At 60.3% G+C, this 24,134-nt stretch carries 24 protein-coding genes; 18 read left to right on the plus strand and 6 right to left on the minus strand.

Annotated features, from left to right (window positions below; genetic code table 11):
- Nucleotides 1–3 precede the first annotated feature (3 nt).
- From DSM14862_RS19550 to DSM14862_RS19595, 10 genes are all read left to right on the plus strand, one after another.
- On the plus strand, nucleotides 4–984 hold the full coding sequence (locus tag DSM14862_RS19550; protein WP_007121063.1) for a zinc-binding dehydrogenase: 981 nt from the start codon (nucleotides 4–6) through the stop codon (nucleotides 982–984).
- A gap of 287 nt (nucleotides 985–1,271) precedes the next feature.
- Nucleotides 1,272–2,042: an urease accessory protein UreD gene (locus DSM14862_RS19555; protein ID WP_007121062.1), complete on the plus strand. Its 771-nt coding sequence runs from the start codon at nucleotides 1,272–1,274 to the stop codon at nucleotides 2,040–2,042.
- Nucleotide 2,043: 1 nt separating this feature from the next.
- Nucleotides 2,044–2,346 carry an urease subunit gamma gene (locus DSM14862_RS19560; RefSeq protein WP_007121061.1) on the plus strand — a complete coding sequence of 101 codons (303 nt, stop codon included), beginning with the start codon at nucleotides 2,044–2,046 and terminating at the stop codon, nucleotides 2,344–2,346.
- A gap of 9 nt (nucleotides 2,347–2,355) precedes the next feature.
- Entirely contained in the window at nucleotides 2,356–2,553 is a 198-nt protein-coding gene (locus DSM14862_RS19565) for a hypothetical protein (protein WP_007121060.1), read from the plus strand.
- On the plus strand, nucleotides 2,550–2,855 hold the full coding sequence (locus DSM14862_RS19570; RefSeq protein ID WP_007121059.1) for an urease subunit beta: 306 nt from the start codon (nucleotides 2,550–2,552) through the stop codon (nucleotides 2,853–2,855). The genes DSM14862_RS19565 and DSM14862_RS19570 overlap by 4 nt, the downstream gene beginning before the upstream one ends.
- Nucleotides 2,855–4,591, plus strand: a complete 1,737-nt coding sequence (gene ureC / locus DSM14862_RS19575; RefSeq protein ID WP_007121058.1) for an urease subunit alpha — start codon at nucleotides 2,855–2,857, stop codon at nucleotides 4,589–4,591. Before DSM14862_RS19570 ends, ureC begins: the two co-directional genes overlap by 1 nt.
- A 10-nt stretch (nucleotides 4,592–4,601) precedes the next feature.
- Nucleotides 4,602–5,096 (plus strand): urease accessory protein UreE, encoded by a 495-nt coding sequence (gene ureE, locus DSM14862_RS19580; protein WP_007121057.1) that lies wholly within the window; start codon nucleotides 4,602–4,604, stop codon nucleotides 5,094–5,096.
- Nucleotides 5,089–5,736 (plus strand): urease accessory protein UreF, encoded by a 648-nt coding sequence (locus DSM14862_RS19585; protein WP_007121056.1) that lies wholly within the window; start codon nucleotides 5,089–5,091, stop codon nucleotides 5,734–5,736. The genes ureE and DSM14862_RS19585 overlap by 8 nt, the downstream gene beginning before the upstream one ends.
- On the plus strand, nucleotides 5,733–6,377 hold the full coding sequence (gene ureG / locus DSM14862_RS19590) for an urease accessory protein UreG (RefSeq protein ID WP_007121055.1): 645 nt from the start codon (nucleotides 5,733–5,735) through the stop codon (nucleotides 6,375–6,377). The genes DSM14862_RS19585 and ureG overlap by 4 nt, the downstream gene beginning before the upstream one ends.
- 193 nt (nucleotides 6,378–6,570) lie before the next feature.
- Nucleotides 6,571–7,911, plus strand: coding sequence for a DUF2793 domain-containing protein (locus DSM14862_RS19595; protein WP_007121054.1), 1,341 nt, complete (start codon nucleotides 6,571–6,573; stop codon nucleotides 7,909–7,911).
- Between the two features lie 45 nt (nucleotides 7,912–7,956).
- Here DSM14862_RS19595 and DSM14862_RS19600 read toward each other — a convergent pair whose 3' ends face one another.
- A complete protein-coding gene (locus DSM14862_RS19600) occupies nucleotides 7,957–8,919 on the minus strand; it encodes a pyridoxal-phosphate dependent enzyme (RefSeq protein WP_007121053.1) in 963 nt (320 codons plus the stop codon).
- A 16-nt stretch (nucleotides 8,920–8,935) separates the two neighbouring features.
- Nucleotides 8,936–9,895, minus strand: a complete 960-nt coding sequence (locus DSM14862_RS19605; protein WP_007121052.1) for a Rossmann-fold NAD(P)-binding domain-containing protein — start codon at nucleotides 9,893–9,895, stop codon at nucleotides 8,936–8,938.
- Nucleotides 9,896–9,995: 100 nt separating this feature from the next.
- On the opposite strand from DSM14862_RS19605, the gene DSM14862_RS19610 reads away from it, so the two are divergent.
- Together DSM14862_RS19610 and argE are read left to right on the plus strand one after the other, a co-directional pair.
- A complete protein-coding gene (locus DSM14862_RS19610) occupies nucleotides 9,996–10,616 on the plus strand; it encodes a helix-turn-helix transcriptional regulator (RefSeq protein ID WP_243254609.1) in 621 nt (206 codons plus the stop codon).
- Complete coding sequence (gene argE / locus DSM14862_RS19615) at nucleotides 10,613–11,764, plus strand: acetylornithine deacetylase (RefSeq protein ID WP_243254610.1); 1,152 nt, start codon at nucleotides 10,613–10,615, stop codon at nucleotides 11,762–11,764. The genes DSM14862_RS19610 and argE overlap by 4 nt, the downstream gene beginning before the upstream one ends.
- On the opposite strand, the gene DSM14862_RS19620 is transcribed toward argE, so the two are convergent.
- The 3 genes from DSM14862_RS19620 to DSM14862_RS19630 form a co-directional block, all read right to left on the minus strand.
- Nucleotides 11,738–12,889, minus strand: a complete 1,152-nt coding sequence (locus tag DSM14862_RS19620; protein ID WP_007121504.1) for an aminotransferase — start codon at nucleotides 12,887–12,889, stop codon at nucleotides 11,738–11,740. The genes argE and DSM14862_RS19620 overlap by 27 nt on opposite strands.
- Before the next feature lie 19 nt (nucleotides 12,890–12,908).
- The gene (locus tag DSM14862_RS19625) at nucleotides 12,909–13,991 is read right to left on the minus strand and encodes a serine hydrolase domain-containing protein (RefSeq protein ID WP_243254611.1); all 1,083 of its coding nucleotides are present in this window, start codon (nucleotides 13,989–13,991) and stop codon (nucleotides 12,909–12,911) included.
- Nucleotides 13,992–14,070: 79 nt separating this feature from the next.
- The gene (locus DSM14862_RS19630) at nucleotides 14,071–14,550 is read right to left on the minus strand and encodes an Lrp/AsnC family transcriptional regulator (protein WP_040702137.1); all 480 of its coding nucleotides are present in this window, start codon (nucleotides 14,548–14,550) and stop codon (nucleotides 14,071–14,073) included.
- 94 nt (nucleotides 14,551–14,644) lie between these two features.
- On the opposite strand from DSM14862_RS19630, the gene DSM14862_RS19635 reads away from it, so the two are divergent.
- The 4 genes from DSM14862_RS19635 (at nucleotide 14,645) to DSM14862_RS19650 (ending at nucleotide 20,694) form a co-directional block, all read left to right on the plus strand.
- Nucleotides 14,645–15,847: a methionine gamma-lyase gene (locus DSM14862_RS19635; protein ID WP_243254612.1), complete on the plus strand. Its 1,203-nt coding sequence runs from the start codon at nucleotides 14,645–14,647 to the stop codon at nucleotides 15,845–15,847.
- A gap of 78 nt (nucleotides 15,848–15,925) precedes the next feature.
- The gene (locus tag DSM14862_RS19640; RefSeq protein WP_243254613.1) at nucleotides 15,926–18,310 is read left to right on the plus strand and encodes a 1-deoxy-D-xylulose-5-phosphate synthase N-terminal domain-containing protein; all 2,385 of its coding nucleotides are present in this window, start codon (nucleotides 15,926–15,928) and stop codon (nucleotides 18,308–18,310) included.
- A gap of 414 nt (nucleotides 18,311–18,724) precedes the next feature.
- Nucleotides 18,725–19,303, plus strand: a complete 579-nt coding sequence (locus DSM14862_RS19645; RefSeq protein WP_007121132.1) for a TRAP transporter small permease subunit — start codon at nucleotides 18,725–18,727, stop codon at nucleotides 19,301–19,303.
- A complete protein-coding gene (locus tag DSM14862_RS19650) occupies nucleotides 19,303–20,694 on the plus strand; it encodes a TRAP transporter large permease (protein WP_007121131.1) in 1,392 nt (463 codons plus the stop codon). Before DSM14862_RS19645 ends, DSM14862_RS19650 begins: the two co-directional genes overlap by 1 nt.
- A 286-nt stretch (nucleotides 20,695–20,980) precedes the next feature.
- Here the strand turns inward: DSM14862_RS19650 and DSM14862_RS19655 are convergent, their stop codons facing one another.
- On the minus strand, nucleotides 20,981–22,075 hold the full coding sequence (locus tag DSM14862_RS19655; RefSeq protein ID WP_007121130.1) for a TRAP transporter substrate-binding protein: 1,095 nt from the start codon (nucleotides 22,073–22,075) through the stop codon (nucleotides 20,981–20,983).
- A 243-nt stretch (nucleotides 22,076–22,318) separates the two neighbouring features.
- On the opposite strand from DSM14862_RS19655, the gene DSM14862_RS19660 reads away from it, so the two are divergent.
- Together DSM14862_RS19660 and DSM14862_RS19665 are read left to right on the plus strand one after the other, a co-directional pair.
- Nucleotides 22,319–22,819, plus strand: a complete 501-nt coding sequence (locus DSM14862_RS19660) for a TRAP transporter small permease subunit (protein ID WP_040701980.1) — start codon at nucleotides 22,319–22,321, stop codon at nucleotides 22,817–22,819.
- Nucleotides 22,809–24,131: a TRAP transporter large permease gene (locus DSM14862_RS19665; protein WP_007121128.1), complete on the plus strand. Its 1,323-nt coding sequence runs from the start codon at nucleotides 22,809–22,811 to the stop codon at nucleotides 24,129–24,131. The genes DSM14862_RS19660 and DSM14862_RS19665 overlap by 11 nt, the downstream gene beginning before the upstream one ends.
- Nucleotides 24,132–24,134 lie beyond the last annotated feature (3 nt).

Genomic DNA, 24,134 nt, shown 5'->3' on the forward strand with positions numbered 1-24,134 from the left:
AGCATGTTTGCTGCCATCCACGACACCTTTGGCGAACCCGCCGATGTTCTGACCACCCGCGAAACCGACACGCCCGCGCCCGCCGCTGGCGAAGCGCTGATCCGCATGGTGCTGTCGCCCATCCACAACCACGATCTTTGGACCGTGCGCGGTAACTATGGCTACAAGCCCGAACTGCCCGGCGCCATTGGCGGGTCTGAAGCGCTCGGCATCGTTGAAGCCGTCGGTGAAGGTGTTGATGATACGCTGATCGGCAAACGCGTCACGGCGGCTGGCTTCCACGGCGCATGGGCCGAATATTTCACCGCCCCCGCCGCAGGTCTGCTGCCCCTGCCCGAAGCGATCTCGGACGAGGCGGGCGCGCAGCTGATCGCCATGCCATTCAGCGCCCTGTCGCTGCTGGAGACACTGAAAGTCGGCGAAGGCGACTGGCTGATTCAGACCGCTGCCAATGGTGCCGTGGGCAAGATCATGGTCGGTTTGGCCAAAGCGCGGGGCGTAAATTTGCTGAACCTCGTGCGCCGCGAGGGAGCCGCCGAGGAACTGCGCGAAACGGGCGCCGAGAACGTGCTTTCCACCGATGACGCAGATTGGCAGAGCAAAGCGCGCGCGCTGATCGGCAAGGCCGGTGCAGTTTCGGCAATCGACTCTGTCGGCGGCGAGTTAGGTGGTCAGCTGGTTGAGCTTTTGGGCAAAGATGGCGAGCTGATCGTTTTCGGCACGGCGACAGGTCAGCCGCTCACCATGTCCTCTGGCGAACTGATCATGAAGCACATCACCGTCAAAGGCTTCTGGGGGTCGCGGGTTAGCGGCGAGATGGCACCTGAGACTCGCGTTCGTTTAATCGGCGAACTGGTGCAACTGGCGGCCAAGGGTCAGCTTCCGCTCGACACGGGTGGCATCTACCCACTGGCCGAGGTGACCGAAGCGATGAAAGCCGCGCTGACCACAGGCCGTGGCGGGAAGGTTATGCTGCGCCCCTGATCGACATCTAAATTCTGCAGCGGCCTTAGAATGGGGCCGCTGCAGTCAAGCAATCCTGAATTCTCGCGGCGCCTAAAAACAAGACGCGTCCAGAAATTTCCGCCCGATATTTGGGCAACACCCGCTGTCAGGCGCCCATTTGATGCCTCAGAGATGACTCTTACCCATCTCTATGGTGATTAAAAAATCATCGGAATTTTGTGGGTGGAGCCGTCACCATTCTCCTTGAGACTAGCATAAGCAGCCCGAGCGCGATCCCGGTGCAGCCGCGCGCTATCGGCGCTGCAATGGTTTCGGCCAAAGCGGCGCGGGGTCGCTCGACGCTCGGTGACCTGCGCCAATCTGGTGCAATGAAACTGCTTTTCCCCCGTCCCGACGGAGCCGCGCTGCAAGTGATTGCTATCAATACCGCTGGTGGTCTCACGGGTGGTGATGCTTTCACCCTCACCGCTTGCGCCGAAGAGGGCGCGGCACTCAGTCTCACCACACAGGCCGCCGAGCGGGCCTATCGGGCGCAGCCGGGGGAAGTGGCCTCGGTGCGAAATACAATCACTGCGAAACCCGGGGCAACGCTGCATTGGCTGCCACAGGAAACGATCCTTTATGAGGGATGCGCGCTGCGGCGGAGCCTTTCGGTGGACCTTGCCGACGACGCGTCACTTCTACTGGTAGAGCCGCTGGTCTTTGGCCGCGCGGCCATGGGCGAAGCGCTACGCCACGTGAATTTCCGCGACACGAATAGGGTCAGCCGTGCAGGCCGACCGCTTTATTTAGACGCCATGACGCTGCGCGGCGATGTGACTGCCCATCTGGCCGCGCCGCATGTCGCCGCAGGCGCCGGTGCTTTGGCGACGCTGATCTATGTCGCCCCCGACGCCGAAGCGCGGCTTGCGCCCCTGCGTGCGCAGTTGCCCAAAAGCGGTGGCGCCAGTCTGATCGGCCCTGACCTTCTTGCCGCGCGCATTCTTGCGCCGGATAGTTTCGATCTTCGCCAATCGCTCGTGCCGATCCTGCGCGAATTGAGTGGTGACACCCTTCCCCGATCATGGATGACCTGACGTGCAATTAACCCCGCGAGAAAAAGACAAACTGCTGATCTCAATGGCCGCCGAGGTGGCGCGCAAACGCCTTGCGCGGGGGGTCAAGCTGAACCATCCGGAAGCGATTGCCTTGATCACCGACATGGTGGTCGAAGGCGCGCGGGATGGGCGCAGCGTGGCCGATATGATGCAGGCGGGTGCCCATGTGATCACCCGCGACGACTGTATGGAGGGGGTCTCAGAGATGATCCCCGAGGTGCAGGTCGAAGCGACTTTCCCCGACGGGACCAAGCTCGTCACCGTTCACAACCCTATTAGATAAGGATATTCCATGCCACGCTTTGCCCCTCTTCTTGCCCTCCCGCTCACGTCGCTTGCCACGACCGCCTTTGCCCATACAGCGCCAATCCCACACGGTCATGGTGGCGAAGCGGGAGGCTCATTGACGATGTATATCGTCGCGGGTTTGGCTTTTGCGCTGTCAGGACTGATTGCCGTTAAGCGCCGTTTGAAATCTGCCAAAGCATGATCCCCGGCGAGATCATTCCGGCAGAGGACACGCTTACCCTTAACGCTGACAGCAAAGCGATCACGCTGATGGTGGCCAATACCGGAGACCGCCCGGTGCAGGTCGGCAGTCATTACCATTTCGCCGAAAGCAATCCGGCGCTGGCGTTTGATCGCACGACGGCGCGGGGGTATCGCCTCGACATCGCTGCGGGCACCGCCGTGCGGTTTGAGCCCGGCCAGCGTCGCGAGGTACCCCTTATCCCGTTCAGCGGCGATCGGCGCATCTTTGGTTTCAATAGCGCGGTGATGGGAGACCTGTGATGCCTGCACTGATCAAACGTGGTGACTACGCAGCTATGTTCGGCCCCACGGTAGGCGACCGGGTGCGGTTGGCGGATACCGACCTTATCATCGAGGTCGAGCGCGACCTGACCACCGAACGCAGCGGTCAAAACGCCGCCGCTTATGGCGAAGAAGTCAAATTCGGTGGTGGCAAGGTGATCCGCGACGGCATGGGCCAGTCCCAGGTGACCCGCGCAGGCGGAGCCGTTGATACGGTCATCACCAATGCGCTGATCGTCGACTATACTGGCATCTTCAAAGCCGATGTCGGGCTGAAAGACGGGCGCATCGCCAAGATCGGCAAGGCCGGCAACCCTGACACGCAACCGGGCGTGACCATCATTATCGGGCCGGGAACCGAAGTGATCGCGGGCGAAGGGCGCATTCTGACCGCAGGCGGGTTTGACAGCCATATCCACTTCATCTGCCCGCAACAGATCGAAGACGCGTTGCACTCGGGGCTGACCACCATGCTCGGCGGCGGCACCGGCCCCGCGCATGGGACGCTGGCCACCACCTGCACGCCGGGTGGCTGGCATATTGGGCGCATGATGCAATCTGCCGACGCCTTTCCGATGAACCTTGCTTTCGCGGGCAAAGGCAACGCATCCCAGCCCGCCGCCCTTGAGGAACAGATCAATGCAGGCGCCTGTGCGCTAAAACTGCACGAAGATTGGGGCACCACCCCCGCCGCCATCGACTGCTGCCTCAGCGTGGCCGATGCGATGGATGTACAGGTGATGATCCACACCGACACGCTGAACGAAAGCGGCTTCGTCGAGCATACCGTCAGGGCCATGAAGGGCCGCACGATCCACGCCTTTCATACCGAAGGCGCAGGTGGGGGCCATGCGCCCGACATCATCAAAATCTGTGGCGAAGAACATGTGCTGCCGTCGTCGACCAACCCGACGCGGCCCTTTACCGTGAACACGCTGGAAGAGCATCTCGACATGCTCATGGTCTGCCACCACCTAGATAAATCCATCCCCGAAGATGTCGCCTTTGCCGAAAGCCGCATTCGGCGCGAGACCATCGCCGCCGAAGATATCCTGCACGACATGGGCGCGTTTTCGATCATCGCGAGCGATAGTCAGGCCATGGGCCGCGTTGGGGAAGTGTTGATCCGCACGTGGCAAACTGCAGACAAAATGAAAAAGCAGCGCGGACGCTTGGCCGAAGAAACCGGCGAGAACGACAATTTTCGCGTGCGTCGCTACATCGCCAAATACACGATTAACCCGGCCATCGCGCATGGAGTCTCAACGCATATCGGCAGTATTGAAGAGGGCAAACGCGCGGATCTGGTGCTGTGGAATCCTGCGTTTTTCGGTGTCAAACCTGAGATGGTGCTATTAGGCGGCAGTATCGTCTGCGCGCAGATGGGCGACCCCAATGCGTCCATCCCCACGCCACAGCCGGTCTATTCGCGACCCATGTTCGGGGCGTATGGCCGCGCGGTGGAAAATTCCGCCGTGGTGTTTGTCAGCGAAGCGGCACAGGCTGCGGGGGTTGGCAAAGAGCTTGGACTTGCAAAGCAAACCATTCCCGTGCGCAACACCCGTGACATCGGCAAGCGCGATCTGAAACTGAACGACGCGTTGCCCAAGGTTGAGGTGAACCCCGAAACCTATGAGGTCCGCGCCGACGGAGAATTGCTGACCTGTGAGCCCGCCTCTGTGCTGCCGATGGCGCAACGCTATTTTCTGTTTTGAAGGATCTATTATGACCCCAATCCTTTGCCAAGATATCCGCCGCGCACCCGATTGGACCGATGCGAGTGATCAAGTGGAGCTGACCTATGATGGGCGTTTTCTGCGCCGTCGCGTGCTCACGACCACGGGCGGACTGTCGTTCTTGGTCGATCTCGCGCAGACTGCCTCGCTTGATCATGGCGATGCTTTTGTCTTGTCCGATGGGCGTGTGGTTGAGGTCGTGGCGGCCGACGAAGTCCTGTTGGAAGTAACCGGTTCTGACCTGCCGCGCATTGCGTGGCATATTGGCAATCGACACAGCCCTTGCCAGATAGAGGCCGACCGCCTTGTCATCCAACGCGATCATGTGATGGTCAAAATGCTGGCCCAGATCGGCGCAGAAACCCGCGAGATCACCGGCCCCTTCCGCCCCGAAGGCGGTGCTTATGGACACGGGCGCACCCACGGGCATGACCACAGCCATGCCCACCACGCCCCCCAAGATCACGACCACACTCATGCCTAACACCAACCAGGCTGAGCAGCTCCTGACGCTGGTGCAGATGTTCTCCCCCTCCTATCCGGTAGGGGCATTTGCCTATAGCCACGGGCTGGAATGGGCCGTGCAGGACGGGGCCGTGACTGACCGGGATAGTCTTAACGATTGGCTAGGTACGGTGTTGCGGCACGGGGCTGGATTGGCCGACGCCCTGTTTCTCGCGGCCGCCTACCGTGCAGATGCCCCGTCGGAGATTGACGCCGAGGCCCGCGCCTTTGCGGCCTCGGCCGAACGGCTCAAGGAAACCGTGTTGCAAGGCGAAGCCTTTGCCCGTGCCAGTGCGGAAATTTGGCAGATCGACCTGCCTTCGCTATGCTATCCTGTCGCGGTTGGTCGGGCCGCCGCGCTGCAAGGGCTCCCCCTGCGTCAAACGCTCGAGATGTTTCTCCACGCTTTCGCGGCCAACCTCGCCACAGCCGGAATGCGGCTTATTCCATTGGGGCAGACCGAGGGGCAGATCATCATTCGCACCCTTGCACCGCTTTGCCTTGAGATTGCCGAGACCGCAGAAAATGGCACGCTCGACGATCTCACCTCTACCGCCTTTTTAAGCGACATCGCCGCCATGAAGCACGAAACCCAGTATTCGAGGATTTTCCGCACATGAAACGCAACAACGGCCCCCTACGCGTCGGCATCGGTGGCCCCGTGGGCGCGGGTAAAACCACCCTGACCGCCGCGCTTTGCCGCGCTCTGCGGGACAGGCTTTCGGTGGGCGTCATCACCAATGACATCTACACCCAAGAAGACGCCGAAGCCCTGATGCGGATGCAGGTGCTGCCGCAAGACCGGATTATCGGCGTCGAAACCGGCGGTTGCCCCCATACGGCAATCCGCGAGGATGCGTCGATCAACCTTGCCGCTGTGGCTGAAATGGTGGCACGGCACCCGGAGGTTGAAATCGTGCTTATCGAAAGCGGCGGCGACAATTTGTCAGCCACCTTTAGTCCCGAACTGGCAGATGTGACCCTGTATGTGATCGATGTCGCCGCAGGCGAGGAGATACCTCGCAAGGGGGGGCCAGCAATAACGAAGTCCGATATCCTAGTGATTAACAAGACCGACCTCGCCCCTCACGTTGGCGCGTCGCTTGACGTTATGCAGCGTGATAGCGCGCGGATGCGGCCAAACTTGCCAACGGTTTTCTGCGCGTTGAAATCCGGTGAGGGGATCGACGATGTGCTGGGGCATCTGGCACAGGTCGGCGGGTTGGAACTTGGCCTGCGTTACTCCGCTGTGGCTGACTAACTTCGATAGATATCCACCATTGGGATTTATACCTCGATCCGGTGCACCGTGTCGTTGCAACAGTTTGGGTATCCTCCCGACAGAAGATCGCCGGTTTCGGGGGCACCCGTTGCCCGCTGTCCGTGCGCCCTGTTGTGAGACTGGCAAGACTTACTTTCCACAGTCACAGGCACCCATAACGCGGAGAACCCCCATGGCTGACACCTCTGAACGCTTGTCTCTTCCCTATTTGATGCCAGCACAGGCGCAGAAACACGTAACCCATAACGAGGCACTGCAACGGCTCGACCTTTTGGTGCAGCTTGCGGTTGAGAGCTTTGACGCCAACACCCCGCCGTCATTGCCACAGGCGGGGGAGGTCCATGCGCTTGGCAGTTCGCCGACGGCGGCTTGGGCAGGCCATGCAGACGAACTCGCCGCTTGGATTGAGGGGAACTGGCACTTCGTCGTGCCACAGGAGGGATGGCAGGCGCTCGATAAATCTAGCGGCGCTTTGCGGCGGCGTGCGGCAGATGCCTGGGTTGAGGTTTCAGTCCCCGATCTGACTGACCTGCCCGGCGTGGGGATCAACGCGGGCCACAACAGCGGCAACCGCCTGACAGTCTCCTCTCCGGCAACATTGCTGAACCATGAGGGGGCGGGGCATCAGCTAAAGCTTAACAAGGCTGGCACGGGCGATACCGCAAGTCTGCTGTTCCAGACCGATTGGTCAGGCCGGGCCGAAATGGGCACAGCGGGGGCGGATGATTTCTCAATCAAAGTAAGTGCAGATGGCAGCACATGGACCACGGCGCTTGCCTTTGATGCGGCGACGGGGATGGCCTCGGGCATGGCGCTTACCCAAAGCACCGAAGATACGACGGTGGGCCGATTGCTTCGCGTGGGCGATTTCGGCATCGGGGCGGATGCGGGGCCGGTCGTGACCGACCTCGACGCGCATCTGCTGTCGGGCAGCTATTCAAGCTATGGCGGCGCCCATGCGCAGGCACCCGCGGGCGCCAATCCCTTTTCCACGCTGGATGGGGTCTTTGGCCTTCTCTGCGGTAACAGCACCCTGGGGGACCAAAACGCGTATATTTGGCAGATTGCGATTGGCCTCGACACGCCGGGGTTGGCGTTTCGCGTGCGGGCAAGTGGGGCATGGGGCAGTTGGCAAAGGCTGTGGTCCGGGGCAAACACGACCGTCGATGCCAACGGCTTCGTCAAAGAAGCGAGTCCGATCGTGCGGCTGTTTTGCGGTACCTGCGAGGAGCCAGCGGTGCCCCTAAACGCGCAGTTTGAGCGACAAGCGCTTGGGCAATATACCCTAACGAATGTGCCGCCCCTCGCCTCGAAGGGGTGGCAGATTGAGGTGCCGCAGGATGCGAATGGCAATCGGTTGGTCTATGTCGACTGCACCTATGACGCGGCGAACGGCGCGCTGCATGTTCGGACCAGCAAGGTGATTTGGCAGGACAGTTGGGCCGCCGGTGAGCCTTGTGACATCCCCGAAGGCCGCTGGGTCGATTTGCGCTTTGGCATGCCCACGCGCTGATCGCGTGCCCCCGGCCCGCTGCAAGCTCAGCGGGCCGGGAAACGTTTAGATAATCCCACGCAACTGATTGACCTCATAGTTTCCCCCGCAAAGCAAAACGGCAGAGGTCTGGCCCGCGTATTTCTCGGGGTCCGCCAAATAGGCGGCCAGTGCTAAGGCAGCGGCGCCTTCGACCAGCATATTTTCATCCCAAGCCAGTACTTTTAGCGCAGCGGCGATTTGATCTTCGTCGCAATGCACGATCTCGTCGATCACCTCGCTCGCCATCGGCAGGGTAAGCGAGTCTGCGTCGACCCCGCCTGCCACGCCATCGGCCAATGTATCAAGATGCTCTGTCTCGACAATTTTGCCCGCTTTGATTGAGGCCGCTAATGCGCAGCTGTTCGTCGCACTGACACCGATGACGCGGGTCTGGGGCGAAAATTCTTTGATTACCGACCCCATGCCCGAGATCAGACCGCCACCGCCCATCGAGATAAAGACGTTGTCGACCCCATCAATCTGATCAAGCAGTTCCAGCGCGGCAGTGCCTTGTCCGGCAATCACTTCGGCGTCGTTATATGGCGAGATGTAGGTATAGCCTTCGGCCTCGGCCAACTGCTGTGCGTGCAGTTCCGAGATAGACGCATCAGCACCGTGGATCACGACCTTAGTGCCAAAACCTTCGATGGTTTTGCGTTTCTTGGCGACCACCGTTTCAGGCAGCACGACGATCAACTCATGCCCCGTTGTCTGCGCGGCAAGCGAGCAGGCGATACCGTGGTTGCCCGACGATGCGGTGATGACCGGACGGTCGAACGGCACAGTGGTCAGCTTGGCACTGGCCCCGCGCAGTTTGAAGGATCCGGTGTGCTGGAAGTTCTCAGTTTTGTAGAAAAGCCGCGCCCCCTCTGCCAGCGGCAAGCGCGAGGCGATGACCGGCGTGCGGTAGATTGCGCCTGCGATCTTGCGGTGAACCGCGCAGGAACGCGCGGCGGATTGGGAGATCAGGTCAGAGACAGGGGACATGGCAGTTTCCATCAGATTAAGTGAGATCGGGGTGGGCGGCGTGAAGCACAGCGAGCGAAATCGCGGCATCCTGAACCGCAAGGCCCGTGAGGTCGGCGATGGTGATCTGCGCCTCATCGGCCCGGCCTGGATGCGCGCCAGATAGGACTGATCCTAGCGCCGCCACATCCTCCGCGATCCCGGCTTCAGCCTCCGCCGTGGCGAATTCACCATGATGCAGCGACTGCGCAGCCAGGTCACAAACCAACAGGTCAGCCGAAGTCACAAGGTCCGTCGCCAGTTCTTGCTTGCCGGGACTGTCCGCTCCGACGGCAGTGATATGGGTGCCGGGCGCGATCCAGTTGCGTGCGATGAGCGGGGTCTTCGCAGGTGTTGTGGTGATGATAACCTGCGCCGCGCGGCAGGCGGTTTCGAGGTCGGGGGCGACGGTGGCGTTTAGACCCTCGGCTCCGAGGTCTCCTGCGGCCGCCTCTGCCTTGGCCGCATCGCGCCCCCAGGTGGTAAAGGTCAGCTTCCGCTCGGGCAGCAGCGCCTGCAGGCACCGCGCTTGGAAACGGCATTGCAGCCCGGTGCCGACGATCAGCACCCGCTCAAACCCGTCAACGCCAAGCGCACGACTGGCAAGCGCCCCGCCCAGCCCAGTGCGCATATCGGTCAGCCAGCCTTCATCCCGCAGGATCGCCAGCGGCGCGCCAGTGGTGGCTGAGAACATCAGGTTAAGGCCGTTTGAACTAGGCAGCCCCTTAGCGGGATTGTCGTAAAAGCCGGTGGCGACCTTGATGACAAACCCTTCGGTCCCGAGCACATGGCCCGTTTTTACGTGGCAATCCCCATTGGCCGCGTCAAAGCCCAGATAGGTCACTGGCGGCGCCTGCACCCGGCCCTCAGCAGAGGCGATATAGGCGATTTCAATGGCCTGCGCCGCCGCCGTCAGATCGAAACGCGCTTTGATTTGGCTTTTGTTGAGGTCGATCATACGCGGCTCCCTTTGGATCTCTGCCAATATCGGTTGACCCGATTTCTGGATCGAATTATCTAATTTATAATTTCCTGTCAATCATTGGAACGCCCCGCCGATGCCCGAGCCGACCTTCGACAATGCCTGTGCCACGGCAGATGCCATCGCCTGTCTCTTCGGCCCGCGGGTTGAGGTTGTGGTCCATGACCTGACGGCCGAGCGTATTGCACATATCGCCAATCCGATGTCGCAACGCAGTATTGGCGATCCGTCGAACATGCATGAGATTGACCTTGGCGAAGCCCCGGTGATCGGCCCCTATGAGAAGGTGAACTGGGACGGCTCTACCTTACGCTCGATCAGCATTCTGCAACGGCGCGCGGATGGCACGGCGGCCTATGTGATCTGCATCAACCACGATCAGGCCGATCTGCTGGCGCTGCGCCGAGTGGCTGATGCACTTGGCCCCGCGCCTCTGGAAAACGTTGAGCCGCAGGTGCTGCTGCGCAATGACTGGCACGATCGGCTCAACAGTTATGCCAGCGCATGGTGCCGCGACCGGGGGGTGCGGATTGACGCCCTCGGGCGTGATGATCGGCGCGCGTTGATCGGTGATCTGTCGGCCTCCGGCGCCTTGGCCGAACGCCATGCCGCCGCCTATGTGGCGCGGATGGTGGGGGTGAGCCGGGCGACGATCTATAACGACCTGAAGGCGCGCCAAGACGGAGACGCGGAATGACCAATATCTCACAGGCGCTTGTACTATTGGAGAAGTTGATCGCCTTCCCCACGGTGTCGCACCGCTCTAACCGTTCACTGGTTGCTTTCGTCTCAGACTACCTAAGCAGGCTGGGGGTGGCGCATCATATTTTTCCCGACGAGACGGGTGAGAAAGAGGGGCTGATCGCACATATTGGGCCGCAGGTGGAAGGCGCGGTGATCCTATCGGGCCATACCGATGTCGTGCCGACCGAGGGTCAATCTTGGCGGCACGATCCGTGGACGCTGACGCTGGAGGACGGGCGTTTTTACGGGCGCGGCACCTGTGACATGAAAGGCTTCGTCGCGTTGGTTCTGGCTGCCGTCCCACAAATGCTGGCGCAGCCCTTGGTCCGCCCCATCCAATTGGCGTTTTCCTATGATGAGGAACCCGGCTGCCTCGGCACCCTACCCTTGATCGACGCGTTGGCACGGCAGTTCCCGCGCGCTGAAAGCGTGATCGTGGGCGAGCCGACGCAGATGAAAGTGGTGACCGGTCATAAGGGCGGGATCGGCATCAAAACCACCCTGCGCGGGTTGGCGGCGCATAGCTCGAACCCCGGGCAAGGGGTCTCGGCCATTGCTCATGCGCTGCCGCTGATCGACTGGCATGAACGGCAGATGATGCAGCAGGCGGCGAGCGCGAGGCCGAGCGGTTTCGACCCCGCCTTTACAACGCTTCAGGTGGGCACTCTGCACGGCGGAACGGCACTAAATACAGTGCCCGACGCGTGCGTCTTTGAGAGCGACATCCGCTATGTGCCGCCCCAGACCGCTGACGATTGGATCGCTGCCTACCGGGCCGAGGCTGCCAAGGTCGAAGCTGCGATGCAGGCCCGCCACCCTGAGGCCAGCGTAACGCTGAGCGATATCGACATCGCCCCCGCACTGGCCCCCGAACCCGGCAATGCCGCCGAACAATTGGCACGGCGGCTGACCGGCGACAACTCCGACACCCTCGTCGCCTATCAGACCGAGGCCGGGCATTTTCAGGGCGCGGGCTATGCCACTGTGGTCTGCGGACCGGGCAGCATCACGCAGGCCCATCAAGCGGATGAATATATCACCGCCGATGAGCTGCGCCGTGGGGCCGATTTTCTGTCAAAGCTGATCGACAGTCTCTGCTAAGCTGACGCCTTGCCGCGCAAGGAAGGCCGAGACGCGTTCCAATCCGGCGCACAGATCCGCCGTGGGGTTGGCATAGCCGATGCGCAGCCAGCCCTCCATGTCCATCGCGCTGCCGGGGGTAAAGAGCACGCCCTCCTCCTCCAGCAACCGGGTGCAGAAATCGCGCGAGGGCAGCGGCAGGTCGTATTTTACCAGCGCGGTCGTGCCGGACTTGGGCCTGACCCAAGAAATCAGCGGCTCAGCCTCGACCCAGTCAGACAGGATCGCGAGGTTCTCGCGGGTGATGCGATGTGCACGCTCAAGGATTTGCCCGCGGTTCTCCAGCGCGAGGGCCGAGAAATACTCATCAATCCGGCCCACCGAAATGGTGTTATAATCGCGGTGGATCATGATGCGCTCCAGCAAGTCGCGCGGCCCGACAACCCAGCCGACCCGCAGCCCGGCAAGTGAATAGGCTTTGGACATGCCTGCCGTGCTGATGCCCTTATCGTAGAGGTCGCAGATCGACGCGGTATAGCCGTCGCCCGCCTGATCCGTCCCGCGATAAACCTCATCGCACAGCACCCAAGCATCACTGCCGCGCGCAATCTCCGCGATCTCAGAGAGCATCTCGCGGTTCATCAACGCGCCGGTTGGGTTATTGGGGTTGTTGGTCGCGATCATCCGCGTATCGGGGCGCATCATGGCGCGCAATTCGTTAAGATCGGGGAGGAAGCCGTTCTCTTCGCGCAGGTGCAACAGCTCAACCTCGGCGCCAATGCTTTCGGGGATGGAGTAATGCTGCTGATAGGTCGGCACGATGGCGATGATATGGTCGCCACGGCCAACAAGCGTCTGATGCACCAGCGAATTCGCCCCGATGGTACCATGGGTCGTCAGCACATTGTCGCGGGCCTGAGCCTCGTAAAGCCCCGCCACCGCGTCGCGCAGCCGGTCGGACCCCTCAATCGCGCCGTATCCCATCCGCATCTCGCGCAGCTCGCCCAAAACGCTATTGTCGACGCCCGCGATGTCGATCAAGTCGCCCAGCGTGATCGACTCCACGCAGGTTTCGGCAAGGTTGTAGCGGCAGTGGTTCTCTAATTCGTTCATCCACATTTCAACGCCGAAGGTTTTGATGTCCATCGTGTAGTCCTCTCGATTATCAGCTGCGGGCCGGGCCGCTTAATGCCGCCATCAGCAGCTCCAGAAACTTGGGCGCCTGCGGCGGAGCGAGCCAGCGCATGACGGCCACGATCTCTTGCTCCGGTGCGATCCAGATCGTATGCCCGCCCGCGCCCTGTGCGCTAAAGGCAGTCGCAGGCAGCGCCGGGTTGGCATCCTGCCCCCGGTTCAGCCACCATAGAAAGCCGTAGTTGTCGAGGGTCGGCGTGGGCGTCAGGGACTGCTGCATCCAATCTTGGGGCAGAATCTGTTCGTCGCCCCATCTGCCATTCTGACTGATGAACTGGCCGAACTTCGCATGATCATCCGCACCGATGAAAAGCCCGCCACCCCAGTGCCCGCCGCCGGTGACCGACTGCATCCGCGTGCCGTCAATCTCGACCCAAGAGGTCGAGTACCCCTCCCACCGCCAGTCGCCGGACGCGCCAATCGGATCCATGATCCGTTCGCGCAGCACCTCAGGCAAGGGGCGGCCAAAACGGCACAGCAGTGCATAGGCCAGCGCGTTCACCCGCACGTCGTTGTATTCGTAATAGCTCCCCGGCGCGCCGACGTCGCGCAACTGCCCCTTGCGGCTGTTGTCTGCGCCAACGCCAATTTGGCGATAGTGGTCGACCTGATCGTCCTTGCCAAAAATCTCACCGCGCCATTCGCTGTTCATCTGCAGCATGTGCCGCCACGTGATGCGCCCGTTGTGATCGCCCGCGAAATGTGGGCCCGAAAGGCTTTCCCCCACCGGCGCGTCGAGGTCATCAATCAACCCGTCCTTCACGGCCAATCCGGCCAGCACCGAAAGATAGCTTTTGGCAATCGAGAACGTCATGTCGGTTCGCGTGGTATCGCCCCAATTGGCCACCCGTTCGCCGCGGTGCAGGATCACCCCCGCAGGCCCGCCGCGCGGTGCGACGGGGCCGACGATCTCGGTCCAAGGGCCGCTCTCATTCCACTCTCGGTTCCCGACATAGGCACCATCGGGGTAGTACATCTCGCGCGGCCATGCGGTCTCATGGGCGAGGGCGTGATCAACAGCGGCCTGCAAGGCGGGGGTGGCGGCGAAGGTCATTTGGCTCTCCTCGGGTTGAGGCGAACTCTTTCCAAGGGGGCGGGGATTGTAAACCGCAAAGACCTCTTCTTTCATGGGTTTACCTGGTTATAACGGGAAAGACCTGACTGCGTTTGACGATGCCATAGACAAAGCTGGTGTCGATCGAGCCAATCCCGCCGATGGGATGCAACCTTGCACGGACGAAGCGTTCGTAATCCTCAAGATCGCTGACCACGACCCGCAGCAGATAATCCGACAACCCACTCATCACGAAGCATTCCAACACCTCGGGGATCGCTTTGATTTGGCTCTCGAAGCGCTGCACCGTCGCCTCGTCATGGCCGTCAAGCGTGACACGCACCATCACTGTGACCGGCAGCCCGTAGGCCTTAGCGTCGACCTCCACACTATAGCCTCGGATCGCCCCGCTCTTTTCCAAAGCGCGCAAGCGCCGAAGGCAGGGCGAGGGCGAGAGGTGCACCTCCTCCGCGAGGTCGAGGTTGGTCATCCGACCATTGCGCTGGAGGGCGCGAATGATCTTGCGATCTGTGGCGTCTAATTGGGGTATCTGGGGCATAATATGCCAAACCTCCTAATTCTAGTGGATATAATAGCAACCTAATGCCAATACGACCATTAGATAATGCCCCAACAACTTTGAGGGGCACCCCATGAACAATTCGCAGAAATCCTTTGCCACACGCGCGATCCATCACGGCTATGACGCGCAAAGCGAACAGGGCGCGTTGAACCCGCCGATTTACATGAGCTCGACCTTCACCTTTGAGACGGCAGAGGCAGGCGGCGACATGTTTGCCGGTGAACGCGAGGGACATTTCTATACCCGCATTTCAAACCCCACGCTCGACCATCTGGAAAAGCGGATTGCCAACCTCGAAGGGGCCGAAGCGGGCCTTGCCACGGCATCTGGCATGGGGGCGATCACCTCGACGCTGTGGTCTTTCCTTGAGGCGGGGGATGAGATCATCATCGACAAAACGCTCTATGGCTGCACCTTTGCATTCATGACCCACGGCCTGCCGCGCTTTGGCGTGAAGGTGACGCTGGTTGACATGACTGAGCCTGCGAACCTCGAAGCGGCGATCAGCGCGCAAACCAAAATCGTCTATTTTGAAACCCCGGCGAACCCGAACAACCGTCTGGTCGACATCGCTGCCGTCTCCCGCATCGCGCATCGCGCCGGGGCCAAGGTGGTGGTCGACAACACCTATGCCACACCTGTCCTCACCCGCCCGATTGAACACGGCGCAGACATCGTGGTGCATTCGGCGACAAAGTTCATTTCCGGTCACGGTGATGTGGTTGCGGGCCTCATTGTTGGCAGCAAAGAAGATATGACGCAGGTGCGGCTTGTCGGCCTTAAGGACATGACGGGTGCTGTGATGTCGCCGCTGACCGCCATGTTGCTGTTGCGCGGGGTCAAGACGTTGGAACTGCGGATGGAGCGCCACTGCGCCACCGCGCGCAAAGTCGCCGAGGCGCTGGAAGCGCATCCGGCAGTGCTGCATGTCGCCTACCCGGGTTTGAGCAGCTTCCCGCAGGCCGATCTTGCGCGGCGCCAGATGTCGGATTTCGGCGGCATGATCCCCTTTGAGGTCAAGGGCGGCAAACCGGGCGGCATTGCCTTTATGAACCGGCTCAACCTGATCCAGCGCGCCGTGAGCCTTGGCGATGCGGAAAGCCTGATCCAGCACCCGGCCAGCATGACCCATTCGACCTATTCCCAAGAGGAACGCGCCGAGCATGGCATCGCCGAGGGACTGGTGCGCCTATCGGTCGGGTTGGAAAGTGCCGATGACATCATTGATGACCTTTACGCCGCGCTTGGGGCGCATAACATGCAGGCGGCCTAATCCGGCCCCTCCAACGGGTGCGCCATGCCGCGCGCCCGCGATGTCACCAATCTGTGTCACCAATCTGAAAGACCTGCCATGACCGCTCTCGCCCCAGACCAGCTCAAGACCATCGAACAGCGTCTTTTGTGGCTGTCGCATTGGATGATCCACAACGCCAACCACATCCGCCCAAAGGTGGACGGGATCAAGGTGGGCGGGCATCAGGCGTCTTCGGCCTCCATGGTGTCGATCATGACAGCGCTCTATTTCAGTGCGCTGCGGCCTGAGGACCGGGTTGCGGTGAAACCTCATGCTTCGCCGATTTTCCACGCGATGCAGTACCTGATGGGCAATCAGACGCGTGAAAAGATGGAGAACTTCCGTGGTTTCCACGGTGTGCAGAGCTACCCGAGCCGGACCAAAGATCTCGATGATGTGGATTTCTCTACCGGGTCCGTGGGTCTAGGCGTGGCCGTGACCTCCTTCGCTTCGCTGGTGCAGGACTACATCACCGCGAAGGCGTGGGGTCAGGATGTGAACCTAGGTCGCATGGTGGCGCTCGTTGGCGATGCCGAGCTGGACGAAGGCAACATCTACGAGGCCTTGCAAGAGGGCTGGAAGAACGACCTTCGCAACACGTGGTGGATCATCGACTATAACCGCCAGTCGCTTGACGGGGTCGTCCGCGAGGGCTTGTTCAAGCGGATCGAGCAGATTTTCGACGCCTTCGGCTGGGACGTGGTGAAGGTGAAATACGGCGCCCTGCAACGCGCCGCCTTCGACGAGCCGGGCGGCGAGAAGCTGCGCGACTGGATCGACAACTGTCCGAACCAGCTTTACTCGGCGCTGACCTTCATGGGCGGTGCTGTCTGGCGGCAACGTTTGATGGACGCACTTGGCGATCAGGGCGATGTGACCGCGCTGATCGAGAAGCGCAAAGACGACGAGCTGGCCGACTTGATGGAGAACCTTGGCGGCAACTGCGTGCAGACCATGGCCGAGACCTTCGCCGCCATCGACCACGACCGACCGGTTTGTTTCCTTGCCTATACGATCAAAGGCTGGGGCACGCCGATTGCGGGGCACAAAGACAACCACGGCGGGCTGATGAACAAAAGCCAGATGGCCGAGTGGCAGAACCATATGGGCGTGGCCGAAGGCGAAGAGTGGGAGAAGTTTGCCACCGTCAGTGACGCGCAAGCCCTGCAATCCGCGCTTGATAAGGTGCCGTTTTTCGCCAAGGGCCGCCGGCGTTACGATGACGCGACCCTGCCGGTGCCGCAGATTGAACTCTCCAGCGACCGCGAGATTTCGACGCAGATGGCCTTTGGCAAAATTTTGGATGATCTGTCAAAAGGCGACAGCGATCTGGCCGAGCGCATCGTGACCATGTCACCCGATGTCACCGGCACGACCAACCTCGGGCCATGGGTGAACCGGCGCAAATTGTTCGCGCGCAGCGAACAGGCCGATACCTTCATCAATGAGAAAATCCCCTCCACCGCGAAATGGGAGTTCACACCAAAGGGCCAGCATATCGAGCTGGGCATCGCCGAGATGAACCTTTTCCTGCTTCTGGGCGCTGCGGGCCTCTCGCATTCGCTTTTCGGCAAGCGGGTCATTCCCATCGGCACGGTTTATGATCCCTTCGTGGCCCGTGGCTTGGACGCGCTGAACTACGCCTGTTATCAGGACGCGCGATTTATGATTGTAGGCACGCCATCGGGCGTGACATTGGCCCCCGAAGGCGGAGCGCATCAGTCCATTGGCACGCCGCTTATCGGCATGAGCCAAGACGGGCTGGCGAGCTTTGAGCCCGCCTTTGCTGACGAGTTGGCGGTGATCATGCAGTGGGCTTTCGACTACCTGCAGAAGGACGGAGAAGGCGACCCGGATGAGCGCACATGGCTGCGCGATGAGACGGGCGGCTCGGTCTATCTACGGCTGACCACCAACCCCATCGAACAACCCGGCAAACGGGTCGACGAAGACTTCCGTCAAGGCGCCATCGATGGTGCCTATTGGTTGCGCAAGCCGGGGCCGAATTGCGATGTGGTGATTGCCTACCAAGGTGCCGTGGCGCCCGAGGCGATCAAGGCGGTAGGGATGATCGCCGAAGGCCGGCGTGATGTGGGCGTGCTGGCGGTCACATCCGCGGATCGTCTCAACGCGGGTTGGACAGCGGCACAGCGCGCGCGGGCGCGGGGCAATGCAGAGGCGGAAAGCCATATTGAGAGCCTGTTGGCCGATCTGCCGCGCGACTGTAAATTGGTGACGGTGATCGACGGACACCCCGCAACGCTTTCCTGGCTGGGTTCAGTTGTCGGGCACCAGACGGTGCCCCTCGGGGTAGAGCATTTTGGCCAGACCGGCACCATCGCAGACCTTTACCAACATTTCGGCATCGACGCGCGGTCGATTGTCGAAAAGGTCGCGGGGCTGACACCGGGGCGGCGGATTCTGCACCGAGTGGTCGGCTGAAGTATAAAGGGCGTCCGCTGCGGCCCCCGTCCCTAACGATGCGCGGCGCTTGCATCCCAGATAGGCGGGATAGGCACTCTGGCTATAGGCTTTGGCCACGCTGCAATCAAGGATGGTCGCACGGCTGCACCCCCCTGCCTACTGCCAGACAAGACCGCCAGCTTGTCTGTGCAGCGCACAAATTCGCCCCTGCCCGCACTCTGGGCCGGGACGGCAATAAAAGCGCCATGCTCTGCGCGATGTTCGAATGCCCCCCATATACGCTGGGCAAATGCGCAGTTTTACACGGTGGCCCCCCTGCCACTGCGCGTTTACAAATGCAGCTCTTGAGGGCCGCTTAACATCTAAATCTTGACATTTTGCCCCCTCCCTCTGATTGACGTGCAAACGAACTTGACGGGAAGAGGGGACAGGGTGCGTTTTTTAGCAGGAATTGCCAAAGTCATTTGCGCGGTGAATTTAATCATCGGCAATCTGTTTTCTTGGCTCTCACTCGGCATCGTGTTGGTTTGTTTCACCGTGGTCGTGCAGCGCTATGTTTTCGCTGTCAGCTTCGTCTGGATGCAAGACCTCTATATCTGGCTTAACGGCGCAATGTTTACCGCTGTGGCGGGCTTCGCCCTGTTGCGCGATGACCATGTGCGGGTAGATATTTTTTACCGCCCCGCCACCATGGCGCGCCGCGCGCTGATTGATCTGATCGGCGTCGTCGTCTTTCTACTGCCCTTCTGCTGGGTGGTTTATGCCTATTCGATGCCCTTCGTGCAGCGCGCTTGGGGCTACCAAGAAGGATCGGCCAACGTGGGTGGGATGCCGGGCCTCTATATTCTCAAAGCCTTCATTATCGGCTTTGCCGTTCTTATCGCCCTTCAGGGCATTGCTTGGATCATCCGCTCCATTCTGGTGCTCAGCGGCAATTCTGAGCTTGTGCCCAAATCCATGCAATACAGCCGGGATCAAATCCCCGCAGACCATCCGCAGGGAGCCGTTTGATGGACCCGATTTTAATCGGCGAGATGCTCGCCGCGCTTATGTTCTTTGGCGTGATTGGCTTTTTGCTGTTGGGCTTTCCGGTCGCCTTCACGCTTGCCGGTGTGTCGCTGCTCTTTGGCTTGGTCGGAATCGGCTTTGGGGTTTTCGATCCATCTAACTTCGGTTCCCTACCAAACCGCTATATCGGCTTTATGACCAACGAAGTCTTGGTGGCCGTACCGCTATTTATCTTCATGGGGGTGATGCTGGAACGCAGTCAGATTGCTGAGCAACTGCTGATGACCATGGGCAAACTCTTTGGCAATATGCGCGGCGGACTTGGCTTTTCGGTGGTGATCGTGGGCGCGATGCTTGCCGCCTCGACCGGTGTGGTGGGCGCGACTGTTGTGACGATGGGGCTGATCTCACTGCCTGCCATGTTGCGGGCGGGCTATGACCCCAAACTTGCGACCGGCGTGATCTGTGCAAGCGGGACATTGGGCCAGATCATTCCACCGTCCACAGTCTTGATTTTCATGGGCGATATGCTGGCGGGCATCAACTCTCAGGTACAGATGGCCAAGGGCAACTTTGCGCCCTCCCCCGTTTCCGTCGGCGATCTCTTTGCCGGGGCGCTATTGCCGGGCATTCTGCTGGTGTCGCTTTACATGGGCTATGTCCTGTTCAAAGCCGTCACAGCGCCAGCTTCGTGCCCCGCGACGCCGGTGCCCGCAGACGAAAAGGGCCAGTTGCTTCGTGACTTTTTCGTCGCTTTGGTGCCGCCACTTTTACTGATCCTTGCTGTGTTGGGCTCAATCCTTGGCGGTATTGCCACCCCGACAGAGGCGGCTTCGGTCGGGGCCGTGGGCGCGATGGTGTTGGCAGCATTGCGCTGGCGCCTGTCCTTCCGCATCCTGCGCGAGACGATGATTGCGACAGCGACGATCACCAGCATGGTCTTTATCATCCTGCTGGGCGCATCGGTCTTTTCCATCGTGTTCCGCATGATGGGTGGCGACAATCTGGTGCATGAGTTCCTCAGCAACCTGCCCGGCGGCCCCTTGGCGGCGGTGGCAGTTGTAATGGTCATCATGTTCTTCCTTGGGTTCATCCTTGATACATTCGAGATCATTTTCATTGTGATCCCGATTACAGCGCCCGTGCTTTTGATGCTGGATATTGATCCGATCTGGCTGGGTGTTTTGGTTGGGGTGAACCTGCAGACCTCCTTCCTCACGCCGCCCTTTGGCTTTGCGCTGTTCTATCTGCGTGGGGTGGCCCCAGCAGACCTGCCGACCAGTGCGATCTACAAGGGCATCCTGCCGTTTGTGTTGTTGCAGGTTGTGGCGATTGCGATCCTGTTCGCTTTCCCGCAGATCGTGACCTGGTTGCCAAAGGTCATTTCGGGCTGAGTGTGATGCGAAACTGATAGAAGGCCCGGTGGCAACGCTGGGCCTTTTTCTATTAGGCAAAGCGTATCACTTATGTCCCGCCCCGTGGCACACCGGGCATCGCCCTCCCTCCCCCCGGAGGGCGATTTTGCGATGTCACGAAAGGCGGCTCGGCCAGAGGTTCCTGCGGTCTTGTTGCCAAATCCTGAGGAGATGATCGCCCACCAGGGAGGGCGACACCCTTAGCGCAAAAACGCAAAAGGCCCGGCGTTTCCACCGGGCCTTTCTACATCACTTAGCGCAAAGCTTAGTACTTCAGGAACTTCTGACGCGCCTGAACATAGGGGCTGTCGATGTTCTCGGTTCGGGTGCGGACAAGGTTCAGCGCCTCGACAAAGCTTTCGGCGGTCTTCTTGACCAGTGGATCGTCGCTGTTGCGCAGTTCTTCGACCACTTCGACCGACGCCTTCGCGCCCGCTTCCATGATGTCGTCGGGGAAGTTGCGCACAGTCACGCCATGCTCTTCGACCAGCGTCTTCAGCGCGCGCGGGTCGTTGGCATAGAAGTCCGCCGCGACCTGATCGTATTCCGCCTGACAGACATCCCGCACGATGGCCTGAAGGTTCTCAGGAAGCTCCTGATACTTCTTCTTGTCGACGACAAGCTCGGTCGCCAGACCCGATTCCACGAAGGACGGCATGTAGTAGTTCTTGGCAACCTGATGGAAGCCGAGTGCCAGATCGTTGTAAGGGCCAACGAATTCAGCCGCGTCAAGCGTACCCGACTGCAGCGCTTGGAAGATCTCGCCCGCTGCCATGTTGGTCACGGTCGCGCCAAGTTTTTCCCAAACCCGGCCACCAAGGCCGGGCGTCCGGAAGCGCACGCCCTTGACGTCATCAAGGCTTTTCAGCTCATCGCGGAACCAACCGCCGGTCTGTGTGCCGGTGTTGCCCGACAAGAAGCCCTGAACGCCGAACTGGTCATAGATTTCGTCCCAGATTTCCTGACCGCCCATATAGCGGACCCATGCGGTCAGCTCAGGCGTGGTCATGCCGTAGGGCACACCGGTAAAGAAGGACAGCGCGGGAGATTTGTTCTGCCAATAATAGGCGGCGCCGTGGCTCATTTCGGCGGTGCCGTCGATCACAGCATCCAGCGACTGCAGCGGCGGAACCATCTCACCGGCAGAGAAGACTTGGATCGTCAGTTCGCCACCGGAAGCGGCGGTGATACGGTCGGCCAGACGCTGCGCGCCAACACCCAGACCGGGGAAGTTCTTGGGCCATGTGGTCACCATGCGCCAAGTGATATTGCCTTGCGCGACAGCTGGGGCCGCGAGGGTCGTGGCAGCAGCGCCCGCCCCCAGCACACCGGCTTTGCGAATAAATGAACGACGATCCATGTTTTTCCTCCCAAACGGATAATTGTTAAGCATCCTCCGCCATTTGCGCAGAGAGCTGTGCGAAACAGATAATCGTCGCTTTTCGAGAATGTCCATGGCCTACGCGAATAGAAGCTTCCTCTGACTGGACAATCTCCCCATTCGGCGGATACGTAGTGCTACTTAAAGCGGCATTATTAATGGTCTTTTGCCTTGTTTTCGGCTGAAAGGCCAATAATGTGCGAGCTGCCAGGGAGGGCTCAGATCTTGATAAAATTCATCGACCAGATGAACGAAATCGTCGGGCGCATTGTGTCGGTGGTTGCCGTCATTTTTGCCGCGATCATCATCTATGACGTGTTCATGCGCTACGCGCTGAATGATCCGACCCGCTGGGCGTTTGACGTCACAAAACAGCTTTACGGCTTTTATTTCGTCATGTTGGGCGGCTACGCGCTGCGCCATCAGGCCCATGTGCGCGTCGACCTGATTACAGAAACCCTGTCCCACAACGTCAGACGTTGGGTCGAGGCGGCGGGCTATGTGATCTTCTTCTTCCCCTTCGCGTGGATCTTCACCACGCGGTCTTATGAATTCGCCATGCGTTCTTATGCTCAGGGTGAGACGACCTACGGCTCTGTGCAGCTCCCGGTCTATCCGCTTAAGATGGCCATGGCCCTCGCCGCGGGCCTGCTGTTGCTGCAAGGCGTGTCGGAATTTTTGAAACTCGTACTTAACCGTCAGGAACTGCCACGTGACGCCTGAACTTATCGCACTCGCCATGTTTGGCCTGCTTTTGCTGGGCCTTTTCATGGGTCACCCGCTGGCCTTTGTTCTGGGCGGCACCGCTGTTCTGGGCGCTATCATCGCGGGCAAACCGATGGTGCTTGGCATCGTTATCAACCGCATCTTCGGCGATGTGTTGGATAACTTTACCCTGATCGCCATTCCGTTGTTCATCCTAATGGCAAGGTTCCTGTCTGATTCGGGCGTGACCGATAAGATGTTCGAATCGTTGCGGCTTTTGATGTCGAATATCCGCGGTGGTCTGGCGCTGGCGGTGGTCTTTATCTCGATCCTGCTGGCGGCGACCACCGGCATCATCGGCGCGTCGATCACTGTTATGGGTGTGATGGCGCTGCGTCCAATGCTGCAATATGGCTATAGCCCGACGTTGACGACCGGCGTCATCGCGGCTTCTGGCTGCCTTGGTATTTTGATCCCACCGTCGATCATGTTGATCCTTATGGCATCCTACTCACCACTTTCGGTGGGTGAGCTTTTCGCTGGGGCGATGGTGCCGGGCGTTGTGCTAGGCCTGCTCTACGCGGTTTGGGTCTTTATCGTTGCCGTGGTGCGGCCCGACATGGCCCCCGCCGTGGAACCCGACGAGAAAATCTCGAAACCCGCTCTGGTGCGGATGCTGCTGATCGAAGCGGTGCCGCCCCTGGTGCTGATCCTTGGCATCCTCGGCTCGTTGCTTGCTGGTATCGCCACGGCGACCGAAGCCTCGGCCATTGGCGCGGCGCTTGCCCTGCTGATCGTAATCATGCGCCGCAAGTTCACTTGGGCCAGTTTTTATGGTGCGATGCTAGAGACGGCCCGCACTTCGGCAATGATCCTCTTCATCGTCATCGGTGCCACCGCATTTACCGGCGTGTTCAACATCACCGGTGGCCTGCGTGCCACGCAAGAGATCATCCGCAACCTCGACATGGCGCCTTGGCTCCTGATCGCGATGATGATGTTCATCGTCTTTATCCTCGGCGCCTTCCTTGATTGGACCGGCATCGTGCTGCTGTCCTTCCCGATCTTCCTGCCGATCGTGCAGGAAATGGACGTGAGCCTTTTGTGGTTCGTCGTCCTGATGTCGGTGGTCCTGCAGACGTCCTTCTTAACGCCGCCCTTTGGATATGCGCTGTTCTACCTGCGCGCCATTGCGCCGCGCGAGGTCAAGACGTCGCATATCATCGTCGGTGTGCTGCCGTTCATCGGGTTGATCCTGATGATGTGCGTGGCCATCGCCCTGTTCCCACAGCTGGTCACCTGGCTGCCGGAAACGCTTTATACCAAGTAAACC

It is taken from the genome of Sulfitobacter indolifex (assembly GCF_022788655.1).
GTDB classification, from domain to species: domain Bacteria; phylum Pseudomonadota; class Alphaproteobacteria; order Rhodobacterales; family Rhodobacteraceae; genus Sulfitobacter; species Sulfitobacter indolifex.

Excerpts from the sequence above, each read along its gene's own strand:
- DSM14862_RS19550 (WP_007121063.1), top strand. The coding sequence starts at position 4 with ATGTTTGCTGCCATCCACGACACCTTTGGCGAACCCGCCGATGTTCTG.
- DSM14862_RS19555 (WP_007121062.1), top strand. The coding sequence starts at position 1,272 with ATGGTTTCGGCCAAAGCGGCGCGGGGTCGCTCGACGCTCGGTGACCTG.
- DSM14862_RS19565 (WP_007121060.1), top strand. The coding sequence starts at position 2,356 with ATGCCACGCTTTGCCCCTCTTCTTGCCCTCCCGCTCACGTCGCTTGCC.
- DSM14862_RS19570 (WP_007121059.1), top strand. The coding sequence starts at position 2,550 with ATGATCCCCGGCGAGATCATTCCGGCAGAGGACACGCTTACCCTTAAC.
- ureC (WP_007121058.1), top strand. The coding sequence starts at position 2,855 with ATGCCTGCACTGATCAAACGTGGTGACTACGCAGCTATGTTCGGCCCC.
- ureE (WP_007121057.1), top strand. The coding sequence starts at position 4,602 with ATGACCCCAATCCTTTGCCAAGATATCCGCCGCGCACCCGATTGGACC.
- DSM14862_RS19585 (WP_007121056.1), top strand. The coding sequence starts at position 5,089 with ATGCCTAACACCAACCAGGCTGAGCAGCTCCTGACGCTGGTGCAGATG.
- ureG (WP_007121055.1), top strand. The coding sequence starts at position 5,733 with ATGAAACGCAACAACGGCCCCCTACGCGTCGGCATCGGTGGCCCCGTG.
- DSM14862_RS19595 (WP_007121054.1), top strand. The coding sequence starts at position 6,571 with ATGGCTGACACCTCTGAACGCTTGTCTCTTCCCTATTTGATGCCAGCA.
- DSM14862_RS19600 (WP_007121053.1), bottom strand. The coding sequence starts at position 8,919 with ATGTCCCCTGTCTCTGACCTGATCTCCCAATCCGCCGCGCGTTCCTGC.
- DSM14862_RS19605 (WP_007121052.1), bottom strand. The coding sequence starts at position 9,895 with ATGATCGACCTCAACAAAAGCCAAATCAAAGCGCGTTTCGATCTGACG.
- DSM14862_RS19610 (WP_243254609.1), top strand. The coding sequence starts at position 9,996 with ATGCCCGAGCCGACCTTCGACAATGCCTGTGCCACGGCAGATGCCATC.
- argE (WP_243254610.1), top strand. The coding sequence starts at position 10,613 with ATGACCAATATCTCACAGGCGCTTGTACTATTGGAGAAGTTGATCGCC.
- DSM14862_RS19620 (WP_007121504.1), bottom strand. The coding sequence starts at position 12,889 with ATGGACATCAAAACCTTCGGCGTTGAAATGTGGATGAACGAATTAGAG.
- DSM14862_RS19625 (WP_243254611.1), bottom strand. The coding sequence starts at position 13,991 with ATGACCTTCGCCGCCACCCCCGCCTTGCAGGCCGCTGTTGATCACGCC.
- DSM14862_RS19630 (WP_040702137.1), bottom strand. The coding sequence starts at position 14,550 with ATGCCCCAGATACCCCAATTAGACGCCACAGATCGCAAGATCATTCGC.
- DSM14862_RS19635 (WP_243254612.1), top strand. The coding sequence starts at position 14,645 with ATGAACAATTCGCAGAAATCCTTTGCCACACGCGCGATCCATCACGGC.
- DSM14862_RS19640 (WP_243254613.1), top strand. The coding sequence starts at position 15,926 with ATGACCGCTCTCGCCCCAGACCAGCTCAAGACCATCGAACAGCGTCTT.
- DSM14862_RS19650 (WP_007121131.1), top strand. The coding sequence starts at position 19,303 with ATGGACCCGATTTTAATCGGCGAGATGCTCGCCGCGCTTATGTTCTTT.
- DSM14862_RS19655 (WP_007121130.1), bottom strand. The coding sequence starts at position 22,075 with ATGGATCGTCGTTCATTTATTCGCAAAGCCGGTGTGCTGGGGGCGGGC.